The sequence below is a fragment of the Spongiivirga citrea genome, assembly GCF_010671565.1.
Lineage (GTDB): Bacteria > Bacteroidota > Bacteroidia > Flavobacteriales > Flavobacteriaceae > Spongiivirga > Spongiivirga citrea.
Window position 1 is genome coordinate 45,809 of sequence record NZ_JAABOQ010000006.1, and the last position, 25,681, is coordinate 71,489.

General features: G+C 36.4%; 19 protein-coding genes. 15 read left to right on the top strand and 4 right to left on the bottom strand.

What is annotated here, in order from left to right; genetic code table 11:
* Positions 1-77: 77 nt before the first annotated feature.
* Positions 78-1,442 carry a hypothetical protein gene (locus tag GWK10_RS14895; RefSeq protein WP_164033192.1) on the bottom strand — a complete coding sequence of 455 codons (1,365 nt, stop codon included), beginning with the start codon at positions 1,440-1,442 and terminating at the stop codon, positions 78-80.
* A 400-nt stretch (positions 1,443-1,842) separates the two neighbouring features.
* Between GWK10_RS14895 and GWK10_RS14900 the strand changes: the two genes are divergently transcribed.
* From GWK10_RS14900 to GWK10_RS14970, 15 genes are all read left to right on the top strand, one after another.
* On the top strand, positions 1,843-3,618 hold the full coding sequence (locus tag GWK10_RS14900; protein ID WP_164033193.1) for an AMP-dependent synthetase/ligase: 1,776 nt from the start codon (positions 1,843-1,845) through the stop codon (positions 3,616-3,618).
* Between the two features lie 167 nt (positions 3,619-3,785).
* On the top strand, positions 3,786-4,241 hold the full coding sequence (locus GWK10_RS14905) for a MarR family winged helix-turn-helix transcriptional regulator (protein ID WP_164033194.1): 456 nt from the start codon (positions 3,786-3,788) through the stop codon (positions 4,239-4,241).
* A 3-nt stretch (positions 4,242-4,244) separates the two neighbouring features.
* Positions 4,245-6,650 (top strand): 3-hydroxyacyl-CoA dehydrogenase/enoyl-CoA hydratase family protein, encoded by a 2,406-nt coding sequence (locus GWK10_RS14910; protein ID WP_164033195.1) that lies wholly within the window; start codon positions 4,245-4,247, stop codon positions 6,648-6,650.
* Positions 6,651-6,712: 62 nt separating this feature from the next.
* Entirely contained in the window at positions 6,713-7,903 is a 1,191-nt protein-coding gene (locus GWK10_RS14915) for an acetyl-CoA C-acyltransferase (protein WP_164033196.1), read from the top strand.
* Positions 7,904-7,976: 73 nt separating this feature from the next.
* Positions 7,977-9,788 carry an acyl-CoA dehydrogenase family protein gene (locus GWK10_RS14920; RefSeq protein ID WP_164033197.1) on the top strand — a complete coding sequence of 604 codons (1,812 nt, stop codon included), beginning with the start codon at positions 7,977-7,979 and terminating at the stop codon, positions 9,786-9,788.
* A gap of 324 nt (positions 9,789-10,112) precedes the next feature.
* Positions 10,113-12,158, top strand: coding sequence for a starch-binding protein (locus GWK10_RS14925; RefSeq protein WP_164033198.1), 2,046 nt, complete (start codon positions 10,113-10,115; stop codon positions 12,156-12,158).
* Positions 12,159-12,246: 88 nt separating this feature from the next.
* Positions 12,247-13,767 carry a nuclear transport factor 2 family protein gene (locus GWK10_RS18305; RefSeq protein ID WP_204263152.1) on the top strand — a complete coding sequence of 507 codons (1,521 nt, stop codon included), beginning with the start codon at positions 12,247-12,249 and terminating at the stop codon, positions 13,765-13,767.
* Between the two features lie 7 nt (positions 13,768-13,774).
* Positions 13,775-14,947, top strand: a complete 1,173-nt coding sequence (locus GWK10_RS14935) for an MFS transporter (protein ID WP_164033199.1) — start codon at positions 13,775-13,777, stop codon at positions 14,945-14,947.
* Positions 14,948-15,001: 54 nt separating this feature from the next.
* On the top strand, positions 15,002-16,333 hold the full coding sequence (locus GWK10_RS14940; RefSeq protein ID WP_164033200.1) for a M28 family peptidase: 1,332 nt from the start codon (positions 15,002-15,004) through the stop codon (positions 16,331-16,333).
* Between the two features lie 10 nt (positions 16,334-16,343).
* Positions 16,344-17,258: an alpha/beta hydrolase gene (locus GWK10_RS14945; protein ID WP_164033201.1), complete on the top strand. Its 915-nt coding sequence runs from the start codon at positions 16,344-16,346 to the stop codon at positions 17,256-17,258.
* A 25-nt stretch (positions 17,259-17,283) separates the two neighbouring features.
* Positions 17,284-17,886 (top strand): short chain dehydrogenase, encoded by a 603-nt coding sequence (locus tag GWK10_RS14950; RefSeq protein ID WP_164033202.1) that lies wholly within the window; start codon positions 17,284-17,286, stop codon positions 17,884-17,886.
* A gap of 131 nt (positions 17,887-18,017) precedes the next feature.
* Positions 18,018-19,901 carry an NADP-dependent phosphogluconate dehydrogenase gene (gndA, locus tag GWK10_RS14955; protein ID WP_239540774.1) on the top strand — a complete coding sequence of 628 codons (1,884 nt, stop codon included), beginning with the start codon at positions 18,018-18,020 and terminating at the stop codon, positions 19,899-19,901.
* 39 nt (positions 19,902-19,940) lie between these two features.
* On the top strand, positions 19,941-20,519 hold the full coding sequence (locus GWK10_RS14960) for a YdeI/OmpD-associated family protein (protein ID WP_164033203.1): 579 nt from the start codon (positions 19,941-19,943) through the stop codon (positions 20,517-20,519).
* Complete coding sequence (locus tag GWK10_RS14965) at positions 20,513-20,815, top strand: ankyrin repeat domain-containing protein (protein ID WP_164033204.1); 303 nt, start codon at positions 20,513-20,515, stop codon at positions 20,813-20,815. Before GWK10_RS14960 ends, GWK10_RS14965 begins: the two co-directional genes overlap by 7 nt.
* An 18-nt stretch (positions 20,816-20,833) precedes the next feature.
* Positions 20,834-21,832, top strand: a complete 999-nt coding sequence (locus GWK10_RS14970) for a pirin family protein (RefSeq protein WP_164033205.1) — start codon at positions 20,834-20,836, stop codon at positions 21,830-21,832.
* Positions 21,833-21,923: 91 nt separating this feature from the next.
* On the opposite strand, the gene GWK10_RS14975 is transcribed toward GWK10_RS14970, so the two are convergent.
* The 3 genes from GWK10_RS14975 to tssD are packed head-to-tail and all read right to left on the bottom strand — an operon-like array spanning position 21,924 to position 25,665.
* Complete coding sequence (locus tag GWK10_RS14975) at positions 21,924-23,123, bottom strand: leucine-rich repeat domain-containing protein (protein ID WP_164033206.1); 1,200 nt, start codon at positions 23,121-23,123, stop codon at positions 21,924-21,926.
* 20 nt (positions 23,124-23,143) lie between these two features.
* On the bottom strand, positions 23,144-24,961 hold the full coding sequence (locus GWK10_RS14980; RefSeq protein ID WP_164033207.1) for a lipase family protein: 1,818 nt from the start codon (positions 24,959-24,961) through the stop codon (positions 23,144-23,146).
* The gene (gene tssD, locus GWK10_RS14985; protein WP_164033208.1) at positions 24,958-25,665 is read right to left on the bottom strand and encodes a type VI secretion system tube protein TssD; all 708 of its coding nucleotides are present in this window, start codon (positions 25,663-25,665) and stop codon (positions 24,958-24,960) included. The genes GWK10_RS14980 and tssD overlap by 4 nt, the downstream gene beginning before the upstream one ends.
* Positions 25,666-25,681 lie beyond the last annotated feature (16 nt).

The window sequence follows — 25,681 nt, forward strand, 5'->3', positions numbered from 1 at the left end:
ACTTGGGTTTATTTTAGGTAAAATAAAAATAACACTGCATCGAATTATTCGATGCAGTGTTTAATATACTTATTTTTTTAGTTACCGTTATTTTGGTTAACAACAGCAGTATTACCAACACCAATTTGTCTAGTAACATTAAAGTGTCCAGTACCAAATTGAGTTGTTGTAGAGGTATTTCCTTCACCCAATTGACCATCAACAGCAAAGTTACCGCTACCAAATTGTAAAATTGTGCTTGTATTACGACTGCCATCTTGGAAAGCTCCAGCTTGGTTCTCATCACCAAGTTGGAAAATTGAACTTAAGTTGCCTCCGCCAAAAGTGAGTAAATTTTGCTCCGTAACGATTACGTTGCCATTACCAAATTGTCTTTGGTCGGCCACATTCTCATCTTCTTCTTGGTTAGCTTCCGCATAGTTACCATCACCAAATTGTTCTTGTACAACGAAGCCATTTCTTGAAGCAAAGAAAAATGATCCTTGTGTCACTTGAGCCTCATTGCCAGTTCCGTCTTGATATGTTACGGCAAGATTATCTGTACCTGTTTGTCTCTGCACAGCTAAATTTTCACCTCCAAATGCAAAAAGATTCTGCTCAATTATCGCATTGTTTCCAATACCGTCTTGTAATTGACCTGCAAGGTTTCCAACTTCCTCCTGTGTAATAGTTGCCTCGTTATCTTCTCCAAACTGTAGTTGTACAGCCTGACCATCAGTAGATGCAAAGAAGAAAGAACCTTGATTAATAGTTGCCGTGTTGGCAGTACCATCCTGCTCTTGTAAACTTATATTACCGTCACCCAGTTGTGTAACAGTTGCTTCGTTATCTCCACCAAAAAAGAGTAAGTTTTGATTAATTTCCGCCTGATTACCATTTCCGAACTGTACAACAATTGCTTCATTCGCATCCTCTTCCTGAGCAATTGAAGCTTCATTATCGTCACCTAGTTGATCTACTACAGCGACACCATTTCGAGATTCAAATGCATCAGATCCTTGACGAATTTCTCCACTGTTAGCATTACCATCTTGGAATACCAACGCGTCATTTTCTGTACCAACTTGAGAAATATTCCCTTCGTTATCTCCTCCGAAGAAAAATAAGTTTTGTAAAACGTTAGCGATGTTAAGGCCACCTGCCTGTGCAACTGTAGCTGCGTTGCCAAATTCCTCTTGTTCAACATTCGTGAAATTAGAACGTCCAGACTGTGAAACGTCCGAAGTACCTCCATTAGATGCAAAAAGATCAGAACCTTGACGAACATTTATAACATTAGCATCACCATTTTGAGTAGTAATAGATACATTACGTCCCCCTGTTTGATTGATTGTTACTTCGTTGTCATTACCCTCTGTTGTGTTGTCACTTGAATTGTCTTGCGCAGATAGAGCTACACATGCACCCAAAGCGAATGCAATACCTAAAAAGTTTTTTTTCATGGTAAGTGTTTTAGATTAATGTTTAATGATTATTTATTTAGTCCTTACCAAAACAAGAAATAAATTAGGTTCAGTGATATAAGATTGTGGGTTTTTTGTGACAAAAAAATAGAATTCCTTCATCACAGTGTGAAGCTAATGAATTATCATTCAATTAGAAAACAAATTACCGTGAGATAATAGAATAATTAGATAAACTGCTCAATATTGTACTTGTTGTGAATTTAACATTGATTATCCTACATGTTTAATAAATGAACTTTTATAGCCATATAAGTATAGTTTTAATCACCTAATTGATTTTCAGCAAATTCACAATATCGCAACGGATTTTTTGATAATCCATTTGAAAACCGCTGGTATTTCTCTATTTTGCAAGACTGAATATTATTGAATACCAATGACACAAATTACACGCCTTTTTGATATACCCTATCATCAATTAGAAAAATACAACCTTGAAAAATCATTAATCACCAAACATAATGGTGAGTGGGTTGCTACTTCTACCAAAGCATATGTTGACAAGGCAAATGCGATAAGTCGTGGTCTACTACGTTTAGGAGTTCAGCCAAATGACAAGGTTGCGATAATTTCTATGACCAATAGAACTGAATGGAACATTATAGATATTGGTGTGTTGCAGATTGGAGCACAAGATGTGCCCATCTACCCAACGATTTCTCAAGAAGATTACGAATATGTACTAAACCACTCTGAATCAAAATACTGTTTCGTTTCCTGTTCTGAGGTATTAGGAAAAGTAGAAGCAATTAAAGACAAAGTACCTTCCTTAAAAGAGGTTTATTCATTTGATGAGCTAGGAACTTGTAAAAATTGGAAAGAGGTCCTAGAATTGGGTGCAGACGAAAGCAACCAACAAGAAGTCGAAAAGCTAAAAGATGCAGTAAAACCAACTGATCTTGCTACCTTAATATATACATCTGGTACCACGGGCCGACCTAAGGGAGTGATGTTATCCCATGATAATATTGTCAGTAATATGAATTCTTGTACAAAAAGACTTCCTATTGAACTAGGGGTTTCAAAGGCTCTTAGTTTTTTACCAGTATGTCATATATATGAACGGATGACCTTATACGTATATCAATTTGCGGGAGTAGGAATTTATTTTGCCGAATCTCTTGAAAAAATTGGAGAGAATGCGCAGGAGATTCGTCCAAATATGATGACCTGTGTACCTAGACTTCTTGAGAAGGTATATGACAAGATTATTGCTAAAGGTACCGACCTAAAGGGTATTAAAAAGAAATTGTTCTTTTGGGCAGTTGATCTTGGGTTAAAATACGAACCATACAGAGCAAACGGCTGGTGGTACGAATTCCAATTAAAAATAGCTAGAAAACTCATCTTTTCTAAGTGGCAAGAAGCCCTTGGAGGGGAATTAGATGTTATCTCATCAGGTAGTGCAGCATTGCAACCTAGATTAGCAAGAGTTTTTAATGCTGCCGGTCTTCCGGTTATGGAAGGCTATGGTCTAACGGAGACGTCTCCGGTTGTTTCTGTTAATGAAGAAATAAATCGTGGATTAAAAATGGGAACTGTAGGCCGTATTATCGATGGTGTTGAAGTAAAGATTGCCGAGGATGGCGAAATTCTTGTCAAAGGACCTAATGTTATGCAAGGCTATTATAAGGATCAAGAAAAAACAGATGAGGTCATAAACAAAGATGGATATTTTCACACAGGAGATATAGGAGAAGTCGATGCTGATAATTTCTTAAAAATTACCGATCGTAAAAAGGAAATGTTTAAAACCTCAGGTGGTAAATATGTAGCACCACAACTTCTTGAGAATAGATTTAAACAAAGTCGATTTATTGAGCAAATTATGGTTGTAGGTGAAGGCGAAAAAATGCCAGCAGCTTTGATTCAGTTAAATTTTGAATTTATAAATGATTGGGCAGAACGGCATGATATTGCGTTAGGAGATAAGAATGAAATTGTAACCAATCAAATAGTTATCGATCGCATTCAGGAGGAAGTAGACGAGGCAAATATCGATTTTGCGAAATGGGAAAAAGTAAAACAATTTAGATTAACACCAGACGTTTGGACAATCGATGGTGGTCACGTTACTCCTACCCTAAAACTTAGAAGAAAGATTATTAAAGAAAAATACATGACCTTATATAATGATATATACGGGCACTAGAAAATAATTCTTGGCTTAAAACATTTATGAAACTCTCTTTTTTAAGGGAGTTTTTTTATGGATACAATTATACAACTACCATATATTTAGCGATTTATAATATTAACACTTATTTTACTATGCATGCATAGTAATTTTTTCTTATATTTGACATCCACAAAAAATATATGAAAGACAAAACAATTGATTATGCATTAAGAGCCACCTGGCAAGCAGTAGCAAAAATGTATAATGAAGAGGCCTCAAAATTTCAAAGTACAATGGCGACGGGTTTCGCTTTACTAAGTATCGACCCGGATGAAGGTACTCCCTCTACATCACTAGGACCAAGAATGGGAATGGAAGCCACCAGCTTATCAAGAACATTAAAATCGATGGAAGAAAAAGGATTGATTGTTCGCAAACCGAATCCTGAAGACGGCCGCGGTGTTCTAATTTATCTAACCGATTTCGGAAAAGAAAAGAGAGCTGTTTCGAAAGATGTAGTTGTTACATTCAATGAAACAATAAGAGAGTGCGTTTCAGAAAGCCAATTAAACAGCTTTTTTGAAGTAACAGAAATAATCAATGATTTAATATCATCAAGAAAAATATTTGATCAAAAAGAAGTAATCACTAACTAAGTTATGACTAGAAGAATCAAAAGTGTAGCCGTAATAGGCTCGGGTATTATGGGAAGCGGTATCGCTTGTCATTTTGCTAACATAGGTGTTGAAGTATTATTGCTAGACATCGTCCCAAGAGAACTAAATGACAAAGAAAAAGCGAAAGGGCTGACGTTAGAAGATAAAGTGGTAAGAAACCGCTTGGTTAACGACTCACTTACGGCCGCTTTAAAATCGAAACCTTCTCCTATTTATCACCAAAAATTTGCAAGCCGAATTACTACAGGCAACCTAGAAGATGATATTGCAAAAGTTGGTCAGGTAGATTGGATTATTGAGGTGGTAGTTGAAAGACTAGACATCAAAAAAATGGTATTCGAAAACTTAGAGAAATACCGCAAACCAGGAACACTTATTACATCGAATACTTCTGGTATCCCTATCAATTTTATGAGTGAAGGTCGCAGTGACGATTTCCAAAAACATTTCTGCGGAACACACTTCTTTAATCCTGCGCGATACCTTAAACTTTTTGAAATAATTCCTGGTCCAAAGACAGATCCGGCTGTTCTTGAGTTTTTAAATGGTTATGGCGAACAGTTTTTAGGAAAAACATCGGTTGTAGCTAAGGATACTCCTGCATTTATAGGAAACCGTATCGGGATATTCTCAATTATGAGTTTATTCCATATGGTAAAAGAACTAGACATGACTATCGAAGAAGTTGATAAACTTTCAGGTCCTGTTATTGGTCGTCCTAAGTCAGCAACCTTCCGTACTGTAGATGTGGTTGGTCTAGATACTTTAGTTCATGTTGCAAACGGAATTGCTGAGAATTGCCCAGATGACGAGCGTCATGAATTATTTAAACTTCCAGATTTCATCAATACAATGATGGAGAATAAATGGTTAGGAAGTAAAACTGGGCAAGGTTTTTATAAAAAAGTAAAAGGAGAAGGTGGTAAAAGAGAAATTCTTTCTCTTGACCTGAATACCTTAGATTATAGAGCTAAGAAAAGAGCGAGCTTCGCTACCTTGGAAATGACCAAGACCATCGATAATGTGGTTGATCGTTTTAAAGTGTTGGTGGCGGGTAAAGATAAAGCTGGTGAATTCTATCGTAAAACATTAGCGGCATTGTTCGCTTATGTATCTAACAGAATTCCGGAAATTACTGATGATCTTTATAAGATTGATGATGCCATGAAAGCTGGTTTTGGCTGGGAGCACGGTCCTTTCCAAATTTGGGATGCTATCGGTGTTGAAAAAGGAATTGAAATCATGAAAGCTGAAGGTCTTGAGCCAGCAGCTTGGGTAAACGATATGTTAGCAGCAGGAAGTTCTTCTTTCTACACTGTTAAAGATGGCGCTACTTTGGCTTACGATATTCCTAAGAAATCACAAGAAAAAGTACCTGGTCAAGATGCATTCATTATTCTTGATAACATTCGCAAAACAAGTGAAGTATTCAAAAATAGCGGTGTAGTAGTTGAAGATCTCGGAGATGGCATTTTAAATGTTGAATTCCAAAGTAAAATGAACACTATTGGTGGTGATGTACTTGCAGGATTGAACAAAGCGATCGATATGGCTGAAAAAGATTACCAAGGACTTGTTGTTGGTAATCAAGGAGCTAACTTTTCGGTGGGTGCCAATATTGGGATGATTTTTATGATGGCAGTTGAGCAGGAATATGATGAGCTTAATATGGCGATCAAGTACTTCCAAGATAGTATGATGCGCATGCGTTATTCATCAATCCCAACTATTGCGGCTCCTCACGGAATGACTTTAGGCGGTGGTTGTGAGTTGACAATGCATGCTGACAGAGCTGTCGTAGCTGCCGAAACCTATATGGGACTTGTTGAATTCGGCGTTGGTGTAATTCCTGGCGGTGGTGGTTCTAAAGAAATGGCACTCCGTGCAGCAGATACATTTAAAAAGAATGATGTTGAGTTGAATGTTCTTCAGGAGTATTTCTTAACTGTTGGTATGGCAAAAGTATCAACTTCCGCCTATGAAGCCTTTGATCTTGGTGTGCTTTTAAAAGGAAGAGACTCAATCGTTGTAAATAAAGATCGTCAGATAGCAACAGCTAAAAAGCATGCAATGTTAATGGCAGAATCTGGTTATACGCAGCCACCTAAACGCAAAGATGTTAAGGTACTTGGTAAGCAAGCCCTAGGTATGTTCTTAGTAGGAACTGACAGCATGGAAGCTTCTCATTATATATCAGAACACGATAAAAAGATCGCAAATAAACTAGCATATGTAATGGCTGGTGGAGATCTTTCTGAACCTACAATGGTAAGCGAACAATACTTACTTGACATTGAACGCGAAGCCTTTTTAAGTCTATGTACTGAGCGTAAAACCTTAGAGCGTATAGAGCACATGTTGAAGAAAGGGAAGCCATTAAGAAATTAGAATAAGGAAAACGAAACTGTAACTATTCAATTCATTTTTCGAATTCAAAAAAATCAAAAAATATGAAAACAGCATATATAGTAAAAGGATATAGAACCGCGGTAGGAAAAGCTCCAAAAGGTTTGTTCCGGTTTAAAAGAACAGATGAGCTTGCTGCTGAGACTATTCAACACATGATGAAGGAGTTACCCGGCTTAGATAAGTCACGTATTGACGACGTCATTGTTGGTAATGCAATGCCAGAAGGATCGCAAGGTCTTAATATGGCGCGTTTAATCTCATTAATGGGATTGGATACCATTGATGTTCCTGGCGTAACCGTAAACCGTTTTTGTTCATCAGGACTAGAAACTATTGGTATTGCAACTGCTAAAATTCAAGCTGGAATGGCAGATTGTATCATTGCAGGTGGTGCAGAAAGTATGAGTGCCGTACCAATGACAGGATACAAGACTGAGCTAAACTATGACTTAGTAAAATCTGGACATGAAGATTATTATTGGGGAATGGGTAATACTGCGGAGGCAGTAGCAAATCAATTTAAAGTATCTCGTGAAGATCAAGATGAATTTGCATACAACTCACATATGAAAGCGCTAAAAGCACAAGCTGAAGATCGTTTTCAAGATCAGATTGCACCAATCAATGTAGAGCAAGTTTACATCGATGTTAATGGAAAAAAAGCAACAAAATCATATACTGTAAATAAAGATGAAGGCCCGCGTAAAGGAACTAGTAAAGAGGTTCTCGGAAAACTTCGTCCTGTATTTGCTGCTGGCGGGAGTGTTACGGCTGGTAACTCGTCACAAATGAGTGATGGTGCCGCTTTTGTAATGATTATGAGCGAAGACATGGTAAAAGAACTAAATCTTGAACCAATTGCTCGCATGGTTAATTATGCAGCTGCTGGTGTAGAGCCCCGTATTATGGGAATTGGTCCAGTAAAAGCTATTCCAAAAGCATTAAAACAAGCTGGATTAAAACAAGACGATATCGATTTAATAGAATTGAATGAAGCTTTCGCTTCACAGTCATTAGCCGTAATGCGTGAGCTTGATTTAAATCAGGATATCGTAAATGTAAATGGTGGTGCAATTGCATTAGGTCATCCACTTGGTTGTACTGGAGCAAAACTTTCAGTTCAGCTATTTGACGAAATGCGCAAGCGTGACATGAAAGGTAAATACGGCATGGTAACCATGTGTGTAGGTACTGGCCAAGGTGCAGCGGGAATTTTCGAATTTTTAAATTAATTAAAATAAAACAAGAATTAAGTATTGGAGCTACAATTCAATACTTAAAACTAACTACTAAAATCTGTTAGCTATGAGTACAGAAACAATAAACAAAGAAATCCTACGAGGTGGACAGTTCCTTGTAAAAGAAACTAAATGCGAAGATGTATTTACGCTTGAAGATTTATCTGAAGAGCAGAAAATGATGCGTGACAGTACCAGAGAATTCGTAGATCGAGATGTTTGGGCACACTGGGAACGTTTCGAAAAGAAAGATTATAAATATACAGAAGAATGTATGCGCAAAGCTGGTGAACTTGGTTTACTTGGTGTTGCAGTACCAGAAGCATATGACGGACTAGGAATGGGATTTGTTTCTACTATGTTGGTATGTGATTATATCTCTGGCGCTACAGGTTCATTTAGTACAGCTTATGGTGCCCACACGGGTATTGGTACGATGCCAATTACATTATATGGTAATGAAGAACAAAAGAAAAAATACGTTCCTAAGCTAGCAACTGGTGAGTGGTTTGGCGCATACTGTTTAACGGAGCCTGGAGCAGGATCTGATGCTAATTCTGGAAAAACTAAGGCTGTTTTATCTGATGATGGTAAACACTACCTAATCAGCGGACAAAAAATGTGGATCTCAAACGCAGGATTCTGCCAATTGTTTATCGTATTCGCAAGAATTGGTGATGATAAAAATATTACAGGTTTTATAGTAGAGAACGACCCTAGTAACGGAATTACAATGGGTGAAGAAGAGCCTAAATTAGGTATCAAATCTTCATCGACTAGACAGGTTTTCTTTAACGAAACAAAAGTTCCTGTTGAGAATATGCTTTCTGAACGTGGTGGCGGGTTTAAAATTGCAATGAATGCATTGAACGTAGGGCGAATTAAATTAGCTGCTGCATGCTTAGATGCACAACGTCGTATTATTGACGAAGCGACTAAATATGCCAACGAGCGTATTCAGTTTAAAACTCCTATTATGAATTTTGGTGCAATAAAATCTAAGATCGCAACAATGGCCACTAATACCTATGCTGATGAGTCAGCTTCGTATCGTGCCGCCAAAAATATCGAAGATCGCATTGCAGTAAGACAAGCCGAAGGAAACTCGCACCAAGAAGCTGAATTAAAAGGTGTAGAGGAATACGCTATCGAATGCTCTATTTTAAAGGTAGCAGTTTCTGAGCATGTACAAAGTACTGCTGACGAAGGAATCCAGATTTTTGGTGGTATGGGATTCTCTGCTGAAGCTCCGATGGAATCGGCTTGGAGAGATGCTCGTATTTCTAGAATTTATGAAGGCACTAATGAGATCAACAGAATGTTATCAGTTGGCATGTTGGTTAAGAAGGCAATGCGTGGTCATGTTGACCTATTAAATCCAGCAATGAAAGTTGCAGATGAGCTAACAGGAATTCCTTCCTTTGACACGCCAGATTTTTCTGAAGTATTATCTGAAGAAAAAGATATGATTGCTAAACTTAAAAAAGTGTTTTTAATGGTTGCAGGATCTGCAGTTCAAAAATTCGGACCAGAATTAGAGAAACACCAACAATTGTTAATGGCTTCATCTGATATTTTAATCCAAATATACCTTGCTGAGTCAGCTATTTTAAGGACTGAGAAGAATGCGAAACGATTCGGAGAAGAGTCGCAAGCAATACAAATAGCAATGTCTAAATTATACCTATACAATGCCGTTGATATCATTCAATCTAAAGGAAAAGAAGCAATTGTTTCTTTTGCTGAAGGCGATGAGCAACGCATGATGTTAATGGGTCTTAAGCGATTTACTAAGTACATGAACAATCCTAATGTGGTTGCATTGCGTACGCAAATTGCTGACAGCGTTGCTGCAGAAAACGGATATCACTTTGACTAATTCAAATCTGGTTTATTCGTAAACCGAAGAAGCCGCTCGTATTGAGCGGCTTTTTTATTTTCAAAGAATCCCCATTATACTTTTAATCAGTCATTTGAATGACCAATATCTTTAGAAATCATTAAATTCTTAACAAAATCTTGTGCTCTAATATCAATTTATAACACGCTTAGAATTAGTTATCAACACTACAACGTTATAGTGAATACGTGCAATTTTTTAGTCCGATTTTAACGACTAAATTGTGAAAGTCTCATTTTTTAAACACCATTATTATTCAATTCACATTTTATGATAACAATTTCAACCAAACTCAAAAAAATCATGCCAAATCTGAGGTATCTTCTATTCCTCATTACTGTATGTACCTTTTCATTTTCCAATGCACAAATACCTAATGATGATCGTGTCTTACTGCAAGGCTTCTATTGGGAAGCAGCAGCTAACAATCCTGATAACTGGTATAATGTAATCAATAGTCTTGCTGCTGATATCGGTGATATGGGTGTCGATATGATCTGGCTTCCCCCTCCAAGTGATGCAGGTTCTCTAGAAGGTTATTTGCCCCGTGAGCTCAATAACTTTGCCAATAATTACGGAAGTTTACAAGATCATATTTCAATGCTTTCCTCATTAAACAATAATGGGGTTGAGCCAATTGCAGATATTGTTATAAATCATCGAGTTGGAAACACTAATTGGGTTGATTTCGAAAACCCACAATGGAATACCGATGCCATTACATCTAATGATGAAGTGTGGTCGCAGCCGGCGTATTTCAATACATATCCAAGAGGGGCTAATGATACAGGCACACCATATGAAGCGGCACGAGATATAGATCATACCAAAAACTATGTAAGAGAAAGCATCAAGCAGTTTTTAAATAATTTAAAAGCTATTGGTTATAAAGGTTGGCGTTACGATTTTGTTCATGGCTTTACACCTTCTTATTTTACTGAATATAACAATGCTACTAATCCAACGTATACGGTTGGTGAAAACTTTAATAGCAACAAACAAGTCGTACAGGATTGGATTGACGCTTCGCAATCTAATGCTTTCGATTTCCCAACCTATTTCACTCTAAAATCAGTTGTACGCGACAATAACTATTCGTATCTAGCTAATAATGATCAAGCCTCTGGCGGAATTGGATGGGACCCCAGAAATTACACCACTTTTGTAGAGAATCATGATACTCCTAGATATGATACACCAAATAATGTGTTGAATGCAGGTAATGTTGGTCAAACTTACGCTTATCTGCTTACCCATCCTGGAGTACCATGCATATACTGGCCACATTTATTCGATTGGGGAGAAACAGTCCAAAATCAAATAAAAGAACTAATAAATGCTAGGAAAGAAGCGGGTATTCATAGCCAAAGTTCTCTAGATATTGTTACTGCGCAACAAGGTCTATATGCTGCCACTATTCAAGGTGACAACTATAAAGTTGCGATGAAAATGGGACCTCAAGATTGGAGCCCGCAAGGGGCGAATTGGGAGATTATCACCTCTGGTCCTAATTATGCAGTTTGGAAAGAAGGCACGAGCCAACCACCATCTAATTTTACAGTTTATGCCTATAACTTAAATACCGCCTATACATGGAATGAACAGCAGCAAGCCACTTCAGGTAATTGGCCGGGAGCTACAATGGCTAGCGACGGCGACGGCTGGTATAAAACTGAGGTGCCCGCCGACTGCACTAATATCATCTTTTCAAATAATGGAAATGGGCAAACCGAAGATCTTATTGCTTGCGCATCACAACCCTATTATTACGAAGGCCAATTTTACGCTACCAAACCAGATAATAATTCTGGTCAGCTTACCTTATACACTCAAAATAAAACGCATGCTTATACTTGGGAGAATAATCAACCAACTTCCGGACAGTGGCCTGGCGTTGCTATGCAATCTATAGGCAATGGTTGGTATCAAACTACTCTAAATGGCAACGACTGTACTAACATAATTTTCAGCAATGCAGGTGCAGATCAAACCACCGATCTATTTGGTTGCGCTTCCGCCCCTTATTATTATAACAATCAATGGAATACAAGCCCTCCTAGTGATTTTTCATCGACACAACGCAGTTCAACAAGCAATATGGAGGCTGTTTTGATCTATGACCAAAAAACAAGATCATCACGTGCGATTATTCAACTTTTAGACAATGAGAATGACGTTTCGATATTCGCAACAAATAGCTCAGGAAGGTCATCGAAAGTATATCAATCTAAACTATCAAAAGGAAGACATGAGATTCAGCTAACATTAAATAAAATGAAGCCAGATGTGTATGTCATTCTATTCGATATCAATGGTAATAAAAGTATATCTAAGCTGATAAAAAACTAATTTTTTTGCTTTTAGTCAAGTCCCTAAATCCTGAGTTGATAAAACAACTCAGGATTTTTTTTGAATCACTATCTTTATTCAAAGTTTTATGATGAAAAATTACCTGACCACAATACTACTCCTCTCTACATTTTTCTTGCAAGCGCAAGCTGACACCGAAGTGCATCTATTATATCTTGAGAAAGAAGGTAATTCTTTCAAATTTTCTAAAAGTATAAATATCTCAAATAACGAAGGCTATGATAATCAACCTTCATTTTACGACAACAATACCGTCCTCTTTTCATCAAATCTCGATGGACAAACAGAAATAGGCAAATACACCATTTTAGATGGGAAATTTTGTCACATTACTAATACTGACTTCGGAAGTGAATACTCCCCGACTAAAATTCCTGGCCAAGAAAAAATATCAGCAATTCGTTTGGATAAAGACGGAAAACAGCTGCTATATAGTTATGATTTTACTACTGGTAATTCAAAAGCATTAATAAACGATCTTGTTATTGGTTATCACACTTGGGCTACCGAAACAAAATTGGCATCTTTTGTTTTGGGCAAAGAATCATCGCTTGTTGTCTCAAATTTGGCAACTAATAAAAATAAAACTGTTGATACCAATATCGGGCGTTCACTTCATAAAATTCCTAATAGTGCATTGGTGAGTTACATCAGTAAGAAAAATAGAAAATGGGAAATCCGATCACTTGATGTTGAAACAGGGAAAACCCGATCGATTATCAATACAATTCCTAATGTAGAGGATATGTGCTGGACACCAGACGGCACAATATTTATGGCTAAGGACAAGACCATCTATCAATTAAATCCTAATGAAGGTCTTAATTGGAAAGTCTTAAAAAGTTTTGATAGTCCTGAAATCAATAATATAAGCAGGTTAGCCATTAATCAAGTAGGCACATATATGGCCTTTGTTGCAGAAGTTTCACCAGAACGTATTGTTCAGAAACAGTTGGACACCTACAATAATCGAGATATTGATGGGTTTATGAGTACATTCTTTGAGGATATCAGGCTATACAGTTTCCCCGACTCTTTAACTACAGAAGGTGCTGAAGCTACTAGAAAACGATATCAAGAATTTTTTGAGAAAACTCCCAATCTTCATTCTGAAATAAAAAACAGAATAGTTATTGGCAATGTGGTAATCGATGAAGAGTTCATCACTGCCAACGACCGTAGATATTCTATTGTAGCGATATACGAAGTAGAAAATGGAAAGATTATTAGAGCTCGCTTTATACGCCCTAAGGAAGAAAATGTAGATCCAGCTCCGGTCCTTCAGCAAAATGAAGCCTATAACAAGCAAGATCTTATTAAGTTTTTAAATGCATATGATGAAAATGTAATTCTATACAATTATCCGAACCTTAAAACTTCGACAGGAAAGAATACTTTATCCAATCTATATGGAAATATCTTTAAAAATGTAAAGGGCATTAAGGTAAAAATTGACAAGCGAATTATTATTGGCGATATAATAATTGATGAAGAACATCACGATTTTAACGGTGGTAATTACAGTGCTGTTTCCGTTTATAAAATTAAAAATGGTAAGATTATTTCAGTAACCAATATTCAGGAATAATCGGCATTTGAAACCAAAAAAATATATTCTACCAATTATTGTATTCGCACAGTTTGCCTGTACCTCCCTTTGGTTTGCTGGAAATGCAATTGTAGATCAAATACCAATATTAAAAGACAATGGTTCCGAATATATTGGACACTTATTATCCTCAGTGCAACTAGGCTTTATTATTGGCACATTAACTTTTGCCTTATTAATGATCGCGGACAGGTTTTCGCCCTCAAAGGTATTTTTGACTTGTTCCTTTCTTGCGGCAGCTTGTAACACTATCATCTTGCTACCAAATCTAAGCATAACCGGAATAATTTTGGTCCGGTTTGGTACTGGTTTTTTCCTTGCTGGTATTTATCCTGTTGGCATGAAGATCGCAGCTGATTATTATGAAGCAGGTTTAGGAAAAGCGCTGGGTTATCTGGTAGGAGCACTAGTACTAGGGACCGCTTTCCCTCATTTTTTGAATGGAATTAATTGGAGTACAAACTATAGTTTTATTACTAAAGGAACATCAGCTCTTGCAGTTTTAGGAGGATTATCATTGGTGATATTCGTTAAAGACGGACCCTTTCGTAAACCTAGCCAACGACTACTGCTTAATGCAACAACAAATCTGTTCAAAATAAAACAGTTCAAAATAGCTGCATTAGGGTATTTTGGACATATGTGGGAATTATACGCCTTTTGGGCATTTGTGCCCGTCGCATTTCAATATTACAACAAACTTCATGAGTCAAATGAATCAAGTCCGTTTGTTGTATTTACAATAATTGCTGTAGGACTGTTATCCTGTATTATAGGTGGTTACATTGCTATTAGAAAAGGAAGCAAAAAGGTGGCAGTTATTTCATTGCTGATATCTGGTATCTGTTGTTTATGTTCACCTTTGTTATTTCAACTTCCGTATCCAGTTTTTCTTTCGGTATTTGTAATTTGGGGTATGGTCGTCATTTCAGATTCACCTCAATTTTCAACATTAGTGGCTCAGGCTGCTGCGCCAGAATTAAAAGGAACCGGATTAACTATTGTTAATTGTATTGGTTTTGCCATAAGCATCATAAGTATCCAATTATTAGCATATTTAAGTGAGCATATTGAGATAAAATTCCTGTTTATTCCATTAGCTATAGGTCCACTTTTTGGTCTGTTTTATCTTCTTAAAAAAAGTCCTAACAAACTTTAATAAAAATGTACGTCCACTTTTGCTTAATTTAGAATGTTATTAATCACTCCAAAAATGAAAAATATACTACTTCTCCTTTGCTTGCTTATAACTACATTAACTATCGCCCAACAAGATCAGCGTATTTATGATATTATCGACAATGTATCTGCTGATAGAATCAAAGCTGACATTAAAAAACTAGCCGATTTCGGCACTAGGCACACATTAAGTGACACTGTATCTAATACTCGCGGAATTGGTGCTGCCAGAAGGTGGATTAAATCGGAATTCGAAAACATTTCAAAAGATTGTAACAATTGCCTAGATGTTTTTTATCAAAAAGACCTGGTAAAAAAAGGAACCAATCAGCGTATTGTAAAAGATGTGATGGTGGTGAATGTAGTCGCCATTCAAAAGGGAACAAAATATCCTAATCGCTACATCATCATGAGTGGTGATATCGATTCTCGTGTAAGTGACCCTACTGATTATACTTCAGATTCTCCTGGTGCCAATGATAATGCGAGTGGTATGGCTGGTGCAATTGAAGCCGCTAGAGTGTTATCTAAGTATAAGTTTGAAAATAGTGTGATTTACGTCGGTCTATCTGGCGAAGAGCAAGGCTTATTTGGTGGACAAGGCTTGGCTAAATATGCCAAAGAAAAAGGCTGGGAGATTATTGGAATTCTAAACAACGATATGATTGGCAATATTACTGGTGTGGATGGAGTTATTGACAATCGTACTTTCCGAATTTTCTCTGAACCCGTACCACCAACAGAAACCGAAAGACAAAGACGTTCTAGACGTTTTTATGGTGGTGAAGTGGATGGAATTTCAAGACAACTAGCACGCTATGTTCACAAGCAAACTAAAACTTATATGCCAGAAATGAATCCAATGTTAGTATATAGATTAGATCGTTTTGGGCGCGGCGGACATCATAGACCATTTAACGATGCAGGCTTTCCTGGTTTACGAATCATGGAAGCACATGAAAACTACACACAGCAGCATCAAGATTTGCGAACAGAAAATGGCATTAAGTATGGTGATACTTTTGAACACGTCAACTTCGATTATGCTAAAAAACTTACAGCTGTAAATGCCATTACTATGGCTGGTTTGGCTTGGGCACCTCCATCTCCAAAAACAGTAGGTATTGGCGGTATTGTCGAACCTTCAGCCAAATTAAAATGGGATAAAACTGAAGGTGCGGTTGGTTATAAAATATATTGGAGAGATACGACTAGTCCCATATGGGATAACAGCAGAACTGTAGGTGATATAACCGAGTTTACTTTAAAGGGAATTGTGATTGACAATTTCTTTTTCGGCGTATCTGCTATAGGAAAAGATGGTCATGAAAGTGTTGTAGTTTTTCCGAATCAAATAATAAGATAATTCTTTAACAATGAAATTAATTTCTTTTATCACGGCTTTCCTTTCCTGTGTCTTTTTCACAAAAAGTATTGCGCAAAGCAATCACAAAACACTTAAAACCAAGCAAAAGGGAAAAGTGATTATGTATAAGGATTTCAAATCTGAAATCGTACAATCTAGAAATGTCGAAGTTTTTCTTCCTGCCGGTTATGATCAAAATGATTCTACACCCTATCATGTATTATATATGCACGATGGTCAAAATGTATTCAACCCCTCTACTTCATACACTAAAATAGACTGGGGAGTAGATGAAACAATTGACAGCCTAATGCGCATAGGAGCAATTGAAAAAACGATTGTAGTTGCACCATGGAATACCTTTAAAACACGATTTATCGAGTATATGCCCGCTCAACCAAAAGAAGCTACGGATAATGATCAAGCTAGAAAAGCATTAATGGATAATTTTGGTGGCGAGAAACTATTATCGGATGAATATCTCGAGTTTTTGGTAAAGGAATTGAAACCTTTTATTGACAAAACATATAACGTATCAACAAAAGCAGAGGACACTTTTATAATGGGATCTTCTATGGGTGGCTTAATATCTTTATATGCTATATCTAAATATCCTGATGTATTTGGTGCTGCGGGCTGCGTTTCAACACATTGGCCAATACCAATGATTGGGGATGCTTATATTGCAACATTACCTAGTACATTACCAGATCCTAAAACGCACAAAATTTATTTCGATTATGGGACTGAGACATTGGATGCGCAATATGAGCCTTATCAAATGAGAGTCGATAAGATAATGACGGATAAAGGCTATGTAAAAAATGAAAACTGGATAACCCAGAAATTTGAAGGTGCAGATCATTCTGAAAAAAGCTGGAATGCCCGAGCACATATTCCAATACTTTTTATGCTAGCAAAATAATTAACTAAATAACCTAAAAACAAATATGAAAATTCTAATTATTGGTGGAAACGGTACTATTGGTAAAGTAGTGCGCGATCATCTAACCCAAAATCATGAATTAATAATTGCAGCTCGTACTAATGGCGATGTCAATGTCGATATTGCCGACTCAAAATCGATTGAAAATATGTTTCAAAAGGTTGGTACTGTAGATGCTATTGTTTGTATTGCCGGTGAGGCAAAATGGGCTCCTTTTAACGACTTATCTGAAAGTGATTTTCATATTGGTTTAAATAGTAAGCTAATGGGGCAAGTAAATCTTGTTCGTATTGGCCAAAAGCATTTATCCGCTGGAGGGTCGTTTACACTTTCAACAGGAATTTTAGCAGATGACCCAGTACCAATGACCACAAGTGCGGCCATGGTTAATGGTGGAATTCATAGTTTTGCTAGAGCTGCTGCATTAGAACTTGAAAACGGTCATCGTATTAACGTAGTATCATCTGGTTTGGTAATTGACGCAGTTGATAAATACCGTGACTATTTCCCAGGCCATAATCCGGTTCCGATGAATAAAGTTGTCAATGCTTATGTTAAAAGCATTGAAGGAAAAATAAATGGAGAAATAATTAGAATTTATGAATAAGAAAATGAGTTGCTAAAACCTCTTTTGTTATTCTAAAATTGGATTGGAAAGTACCATAGTATTTTCAAATAGTATTATGTAGTAAGTCATTTTATCACCTAAATTGGGACGCTTATTTAAGCATCATAACTTTGAAGAACATAATCATTATAATGGGTGTTTCTGGTGTTGGGAAAACTACCATCGGATTACTCCTATCTGAAAAAATCGGAATTCCTTTTTTCGACGGAGATGACTTTCATCCGGAAGTAAATAAAAAGAAAATGGAAGCTGGTGAGCCATTAAATGATGGTGATCGCTTGGGATGGCTAAAGTCGTTAAACGAGCTGGCTCAAGAAAAACAATCGGAAGAGGGTGCCGTTATTGCCTGCTCTGCCTTAAAGGATGACTACCGACAGTTGCTCAGACAATCTATAAAATCAATCTATTTTGTGCACCTAGAGGGCAGTTTCGAGTTAATTTCGGAAAGAATGAAGCAGCGAGAAAATCATTTTATGCCGGAAGCATTATTGCAATCGCAATTTGATGCTTTAGAGAATCCCAAAAAAGCGCTTACATTTTCAATTACAATGACACCAGAAGAAATTACCAATCAAGCAGTGAATATTATTACTAATAAAACCGAATTCGGTCTTATCGGACTTGGGGTAATGGGAAAAAGTCTATGTAGAAATCTAGCAAATAACGGATTTAACATATCCATGTATAACAGGCACGTCGATGAAAAAGAAGTGGATATTGCAAAAGACTTTAAAGCTGAATTTCCTGTTTTTAAAAATTCATTAGCCTTTGATAATTTGGGGAATTTTGTTGCTTCAATGCAACAACCTAGAAAGATTATGTTGATGGTGAATGCAGGAAAACCCGTTGATTATGTTATTGCAGATTTAGAACCGTATCTTGATAAAGGTGATATCATCATTGACGGTGGTAATTCTCATTTTGAAGATACAAAACGGCGTATTGATTATTTAAAAGAAAAGGAAATTCACTTTGTAGGTACAGGAGTTTCTGGTGGTGAAGAAGGCGCATTAAAGGGTCCGTCAATCATGCCAAGCGGCAATAAAGAAGCCTATGACGAGATTGCTCCTTACCTTGATACAATTGCTGCAGTTGACAAAAACGGAAAAGGATGTTGTACCTATGTAGGACCTGAAGGTAGTGGTCATTATATAAAAATGGTCCACAACGGAATTGAGTATGCTGAAATGCAACTTCTGGCAGAAGTCTATCAGTTATTAAGAACACAAGGAAAAACACCATCAGAAATTGCTGATTTGATGGGGTCTTGGACCAAAACCGAATTAAATAGTTTTCTCTTAGAAATAACGGTTAATATCTTAAGAAAAAAAGAAGGTGAAGGCTGGTTAATTGATAAAATACTAGATAAGGCAGGAAACAAAGGAACAGGAAACTGGACCACTGTATCTGCTGCCAATTTAGGAATACCAGCTACCGTAATCTCCAGTGCTTTATTCGCTAGGTACGTATCAGCTTTTAAAGAAACTCGTATTAAAATGGTCGACCTTTATGAGCAGGAAAAAATTGCACCACAATTTGATATTGACACTTTAAAGGAAGCCTATACAGCGGCAAGAATAATCAATCATCATCAGGGATTTGATCTAATCAACGAAGCTTCAAAAACCTACAGTTGGAATTTGAATTTGAGTGAGATTGCCCGTGTTTGGACAAATGGATGTATTGTACGATCGGAATTAATGGAGAGTCTAGTCAATTTGTTTACTAATTCTGATAAGGCAATTCTGTTTCAACCTTCAATAGTCGATCAAGTTAAATCCCTAAAAAATAGCCTAAAAATGATTGTCATCGCATCGATAGAAAGTGATGCCCCAATCCCTTGTTTTAGTGAGGCACTCACCTATCTAAATTCAATGACCACTAAGAATTTGTCTGCAAATATGATACAAGCGCAGCGGGATTATTTTGGAGCACATACTTACGAACGCGTAGACAAAAAAGGAACTTTTCATACCGATTGGTTAGGGAGTTAATAAGCATCAAATTGGGTTTATGATTTGTATCTTTATATAATGATTGAAAAACCTGAGCTCTACTTTAAAAAAGACAACGAGTGGTATAATTGGCTATATCAAAACTATGACCAATACGAAAACGGAATATATCTGGTTTTTTATAAGCTGGAAGCCAAGATTCCCACAATGCGTTGGGAAGAAGCCGTTCGTGTAGCATTATGTTTTGGTTGGATCGATTCTACAGTAAAGAATGTGGGTGGACCAAAACGAATTCAATACTTCTGCAAACGAAAACCAAAGAGTGTCTGGAGCAAGGTTAACAAAACCCATGTTGAAGAATTAATTGCCACCAATAAAATGCATGAAGCGGGATATCGGTCTATAGAAATAGCTAAGGAAAATGGCTCGTGGATTGCATTAGATGATGTTGAAAATGGACTTATTCCAATGGATCTTCAAAAAGCTTTTAACGGTAATCAACTTGCTTTTAGCAATTATCAAGGCTTTACATTTAGCAACAGAAAAAGCTATTTATATTGGCTCAATCAGGCTAGACGACAAGAAACCAGAGAAAAACGAATTAAAGAAATTATCCGTCTCTGTTCTCAGGGAATTAAATCTAGAAACACATGGTAAATTTAAGAGGAGGTGATTGGAAAGAAATGCTAAAAGCTGCCGAGCAAGGAAATCTTGAATTGGTAAAAGCTTATGTGAGAATGGGTATTGATATTAATTATGTCCATCCCGAAGAGTTAACAACCCCACTCATTGAAAGCGCTAGAAACGGGAATTTTGAAATCGTCAAGTTCCTCTTAGAAAATGGTGCTGACTGTACAATTATAGATGGATATGGTGGATTCTCGGCGATAGAATCTGCCAAATTGCATGGTCATACTGAAATTGTTGCCATGATTGAAAAACATAACCTTTAAAAGCAAGGAAAAAGAAAAATGACAGCTATCAAAAAAATATTCCAACTAGGCAATCAATGGCCAACACAAGACCCATTTTTATTTTGTGCATTTCACCATGATCATTTCCCAAAAGGTAATGGTAAAATGGGCCCCAAAGCATCACTAGAAGGAAGAAATATTGGTCAGGATTTCGCTAATAAAGATGGATGGAATATGTATCATGGCCAGACAGTTCCAGGTTTTCCGCACCACCCACATCGTGGTTTTGAAACCGTTACGATTGTTGAAAAAGGAATCGCCGATCATTTTGATTCACTTGGTGCTAAAGGTAGGTTTGGCGAAGGCGATGTACAATGGATGACTGCCGGCAAAGGTGTGCAACATAGCGAGATGTTTCCCCTACTAAAGACGGAGGAGGAAAATGAGTTGCTCTTATTTCAAATTTGGCTAAATCTACCTGCTAAAGACAAGATGGTCGATGCACATTATAAAATGCTTTGGAATGAAGATATTCCGACACTTACTCTTGAAAATGGTATTTCAATCAAACTAATTGCAGGAGCTTATGATGACCAAAAAGCACTCGCTCCTACTCCAAATTCCTGGGCGGCAAATACTGAAAACACAGTTGCTATTTGGATTGGAACCATTGATGCCAATGCTGAATGGTCAGTGCCAACAGCAGAAAGCGTAATTAATCGAAGTATCTATTTTTTTCAAGGTGATGAAATACAAGTTGAAGGCTATGAAATTCCTACTTTACATGGAATGTACGTTTCTCCTGAGAAAGAATTGACTATCAAAAATGGAAACAAACAAGCTAAGTTCTTGTTAATTCAAGGAAAACCGATTGGTGAGCCCGTAGCCCAACAAGGCCCGTTTGTTATGAACACCTACCAAGAAATTACTGATGCCATTATGGAATATCGTAAGACTGAATTCGGGGGTTGGCCTTGGAACTCCCATGATCCTACTAATGAAGATAAAAAAGGAAGGTTTGCATTACATGCGGATGGTAAAGAGGAGGTTAGGTAATCTTCCGTTGAATTCAACAAAGATCGAGTATAAGTTAGACGAAAATTACAAGATACTGTTAAGATCGGTAGCCAGAAATCTTATAAATTAATTATTCCGTTTTTCTATTCATTGACCTGCTAATAAATACCATTACTATGACGAAAACTATGATTGCAGCTAGAATATAAAACAGGTTATTTAAAGACCAGTATAAGCCTTTTTCAAGACTGTTGCATGATGAATTATTTGATTTTAATTCTTCAAGTGTTCTAGGAGAACAAGGATATATAGATAATCGATTCGAACTGCCATCAAATGTTTCAAGATTAATTAAGGCCTTTAAGCAACTAGCATCTCCTATTGGGTTATTAGAAATATCTAAATTACTTAAAGTTTGTTTTGAGGATAAAAAACATATATCAGAAATATTATTATAACTGATATTTAAAAACTCTATGTTTTCTAAATCAATGAGCTCTGTTATATCTTCCAACTTATTATAACCTAAATTAATTAAACCTAAGTCCTTACTATTTGCAAATCCAGTTACTTTTGTCAATTCATTTGAAGCTACCCATAATGTTTTCAACCCCTTAAAATTCAAACTGAGTTTCTGTAGCTTATTTTGAGATACACTTAGTACTTCCAGTTTTTCATGTGATGTTAAAAAATCTAAGTTGGTAAGACCACATCCAGTTAGAGAGACTTCTCTTAATTGAGCTAATGCATTCCAATTTTCAGTTTTACTAATATTACATGACGCAACTGAAATTTTCTCAAGTTTATTTAAGTCAACTATTGGAGACAAATCCGTTATATCACTATTCTCAATTGATAAGGTTAGTAGGTTTTTTAAGAATCCAATGCCTTGCAACTCATTTTCAGAGACATTAGACACTTCATTAATTACCAGGTTTTCAAGCTGTTTAATCTGAAAGACAGTGGTTAAATCAAGTAATGTTTTATGTTCATAAATTCGTAGCGTTTTTAATTTGGAACTATTCTTTAGTGAACTAAAGTCATTATTTGAACATCCAAAAAACAAAATCTCTTCAACCTTAGGCAAGGTTGAAAAAATAGAAATATCATCTATTGTTTCGCCTTCAATATCCGAGCAAGGTATTTCAATTTTTCTGGTATTTTCATAGTATTGATAGAAGCCCGCGACACCTTTTTCCTCAAAATCTATTTCGGGGATTACCTTATTTAAAGTTAGTAAGGCTGCAAATTGTTCTTCATTAAGGTCTCTATCTGTTAACTTCTGACCAAAGAGATTAAGGCTGAATACGCCAAAAAAAAATAAGAACAAAAAACTATTTTTAATACACATCATATCCTTCTTGATCCAAAACTCTCCTTCAATTCATTTTTCACTTCATTAGTCATTAACATATGACTCAAGCTATGAGAAACCTGGGCAAAATAACCTAAACTTCCTGGTTTTTCCATTAATCCAAAATCATCACTAACTAGGTCTTCATTGGCAATAAGGTGACAATTATATTTCGCTATTGTTTTTTTATAAACTTTTAAGTTTTTTTCAAGTTCTTTAAGCTCATTATCTATATCCAGATACCACTTAACAAGTGGCCCAGATAATAGGGCAAAGGCTATGTTCATATTTCTCAATACTTTATGAGCTGCTTTAAAACTGTCTTTTGAATCTAATTGACTAACTAAAATAAAGAGAATTTCTTTGATGTTTTTTTGCTCGTTCCCAGAGGGGTTTCCTTTTTTAACAGCATCTTCTAACATAGAAATAAATACGTTAAAGTCGTTAAATTTATTCCTTGTGCTATACTTATCTAGGTCTGTAATATTTTCAGAAATAATACTTCCTTTGAATTTACTAAACTGAAACTCTGGATCATTACTAGTATCATCGATAACCTTTATCACACCGTGCTTTTCTGCAAGCAAAAGTTCTTCAAAAACCTTAAATAAATAACTATCCTTCGGTCCGGTTTTAATCTCCATCAATGTATTCAACCAACCAATAATTTCAGTCGACAAATTAAGGTCTTGTGCAAAATTATATGTCCAACGATATGGTACATTATCTGTTATATTTCTTGTCCACCAACCCTTTTCTTTTACTTGATCATCTTTAATAAATGTAATTCCTTCCTTTAAATCCTTTTTAACTTTATTAACCCAAACATTAATATCTGTAAGTAGTAATAACAGATTTTGAACGTTGGTAGCAGTTTTAGGCGCTTTAGCAGTCTCCTCTTTAAACAATCGGAGAAAATAACTTAATCCGTTGAAAATACTCAAAGTTGATTCCCAAAGTAAAAGTCTATCATTATAGTTAATATCCTTATTTTGAAGCTTTTTAAAAAGTTGCTCCAACTCTTCCTGACGAGTATTGATTAAGTTTACCCCTAGATCTTCTTCAATGTACTTCTCAAAGTCTTTTTGAGATTTTGTTTTTTCCTTTTCTTTAAAAAGTGCTTCAAATTCTTTCGAGCCACTTTTATAAAGTCTATTCTCAAAGATAGAGGCAACATAAGCTGATAAATCATTCACCGAATAATCTGCTATTACTCTTTGTGTCAGATCATATTCATTATAGACATTAATAATCTTGCAATCTTCATGAAATCTCGATTCATCAACTTGGTGCATTTTGTTGAAAAATGGAGTTGACAGGTAAGTCACACTTTTAACCTTCCATTTATCATGAAAATCATTGTTTTCGGCTATTGCCTTTGTGAATTCATTAATTACATTACCCCCATGAGAATGTCCTACCAAGTGGATCCATGTCGTTTTATTTCGATTACCCGGAAACCAATCTAAAATTTTATCCATTAAGGCTTTTCCCGCATTTACTCTGGCTTTGGGATCATTATCCCCTGTCCAACTAAACCACTGGTCTTCAATATGCATGTCCGGAAACTCTTCATCTCTTAGAATTCTAAAATCTTCAAGAAAATTAGGGTCTTCTTTTGCGGGTAAAAACTTATTCTTTTCATCCTTTGCAAAATAGGTCTTGTTATATGCTTGATGTAATTTGCTTTCTAGATTAACAGGATCTGTTGTTCCAGGGACAAATAGCACAAGATCAATGACTAAGTCTTTTACTATGATACTTGCAGTCGCAGTAAACCCTCCAACCTCTATTTTAAAAGTATTCTCGCTCATTCTTCCAATCCTTGTATAATTACCTCCAACTCAATTTTCTCATGATCATAGTTAATCTTATAATCACTTAGAGTATCATTCTCTAATAAATCGCCTTTATATTTATAATCGGCTGTTGGATCTTCCAGATTTAAGGTGAGTGTTTCCCCTTTTAGGTTTTTCGTTAGCACATTCAATAATATTTTATCTCCTGGAACCGCTTCTTCCAACTTGTTATCTTCAAGATCAGTTATATAGTAATCTACCAATTCTGGATCATCATCGCTAGTTTCACGTTCCGTTATGGGGGCATCAGCTCCTACAAAAGGATTACTCGGGTTTGCTGGTAATTCAAACACTGTATTACGAATTCGCAGTATTTGAGCACTTATGGTCAAATCCATATGTAGCGGTTGATTACTCACGGCATTGTAGTGCTCATTTAACCCGACCACATATGCATTGGCGAACTCAATATCAAACGATTTACTAAATCCGTCCCTTTTATAAACACGAATAGAGCCTTGAACAGATTGTGTTGGCGAAAACATGGCCTCATACAATCCAGCGTCATCTTTGGTTGATTCTACTTTTAAGTGTATCATTCCGCCTAGGGCACGTCGAGTAGGTCGACCATTATGATCCGTTTGCTGGTTGATGTTATAGCTAAGATCTAAAACCGAATAGGCTTGTGTAAATATGTTAAGGGTTGCTTTGAAGCTCATTTTTGATAAATTTTAG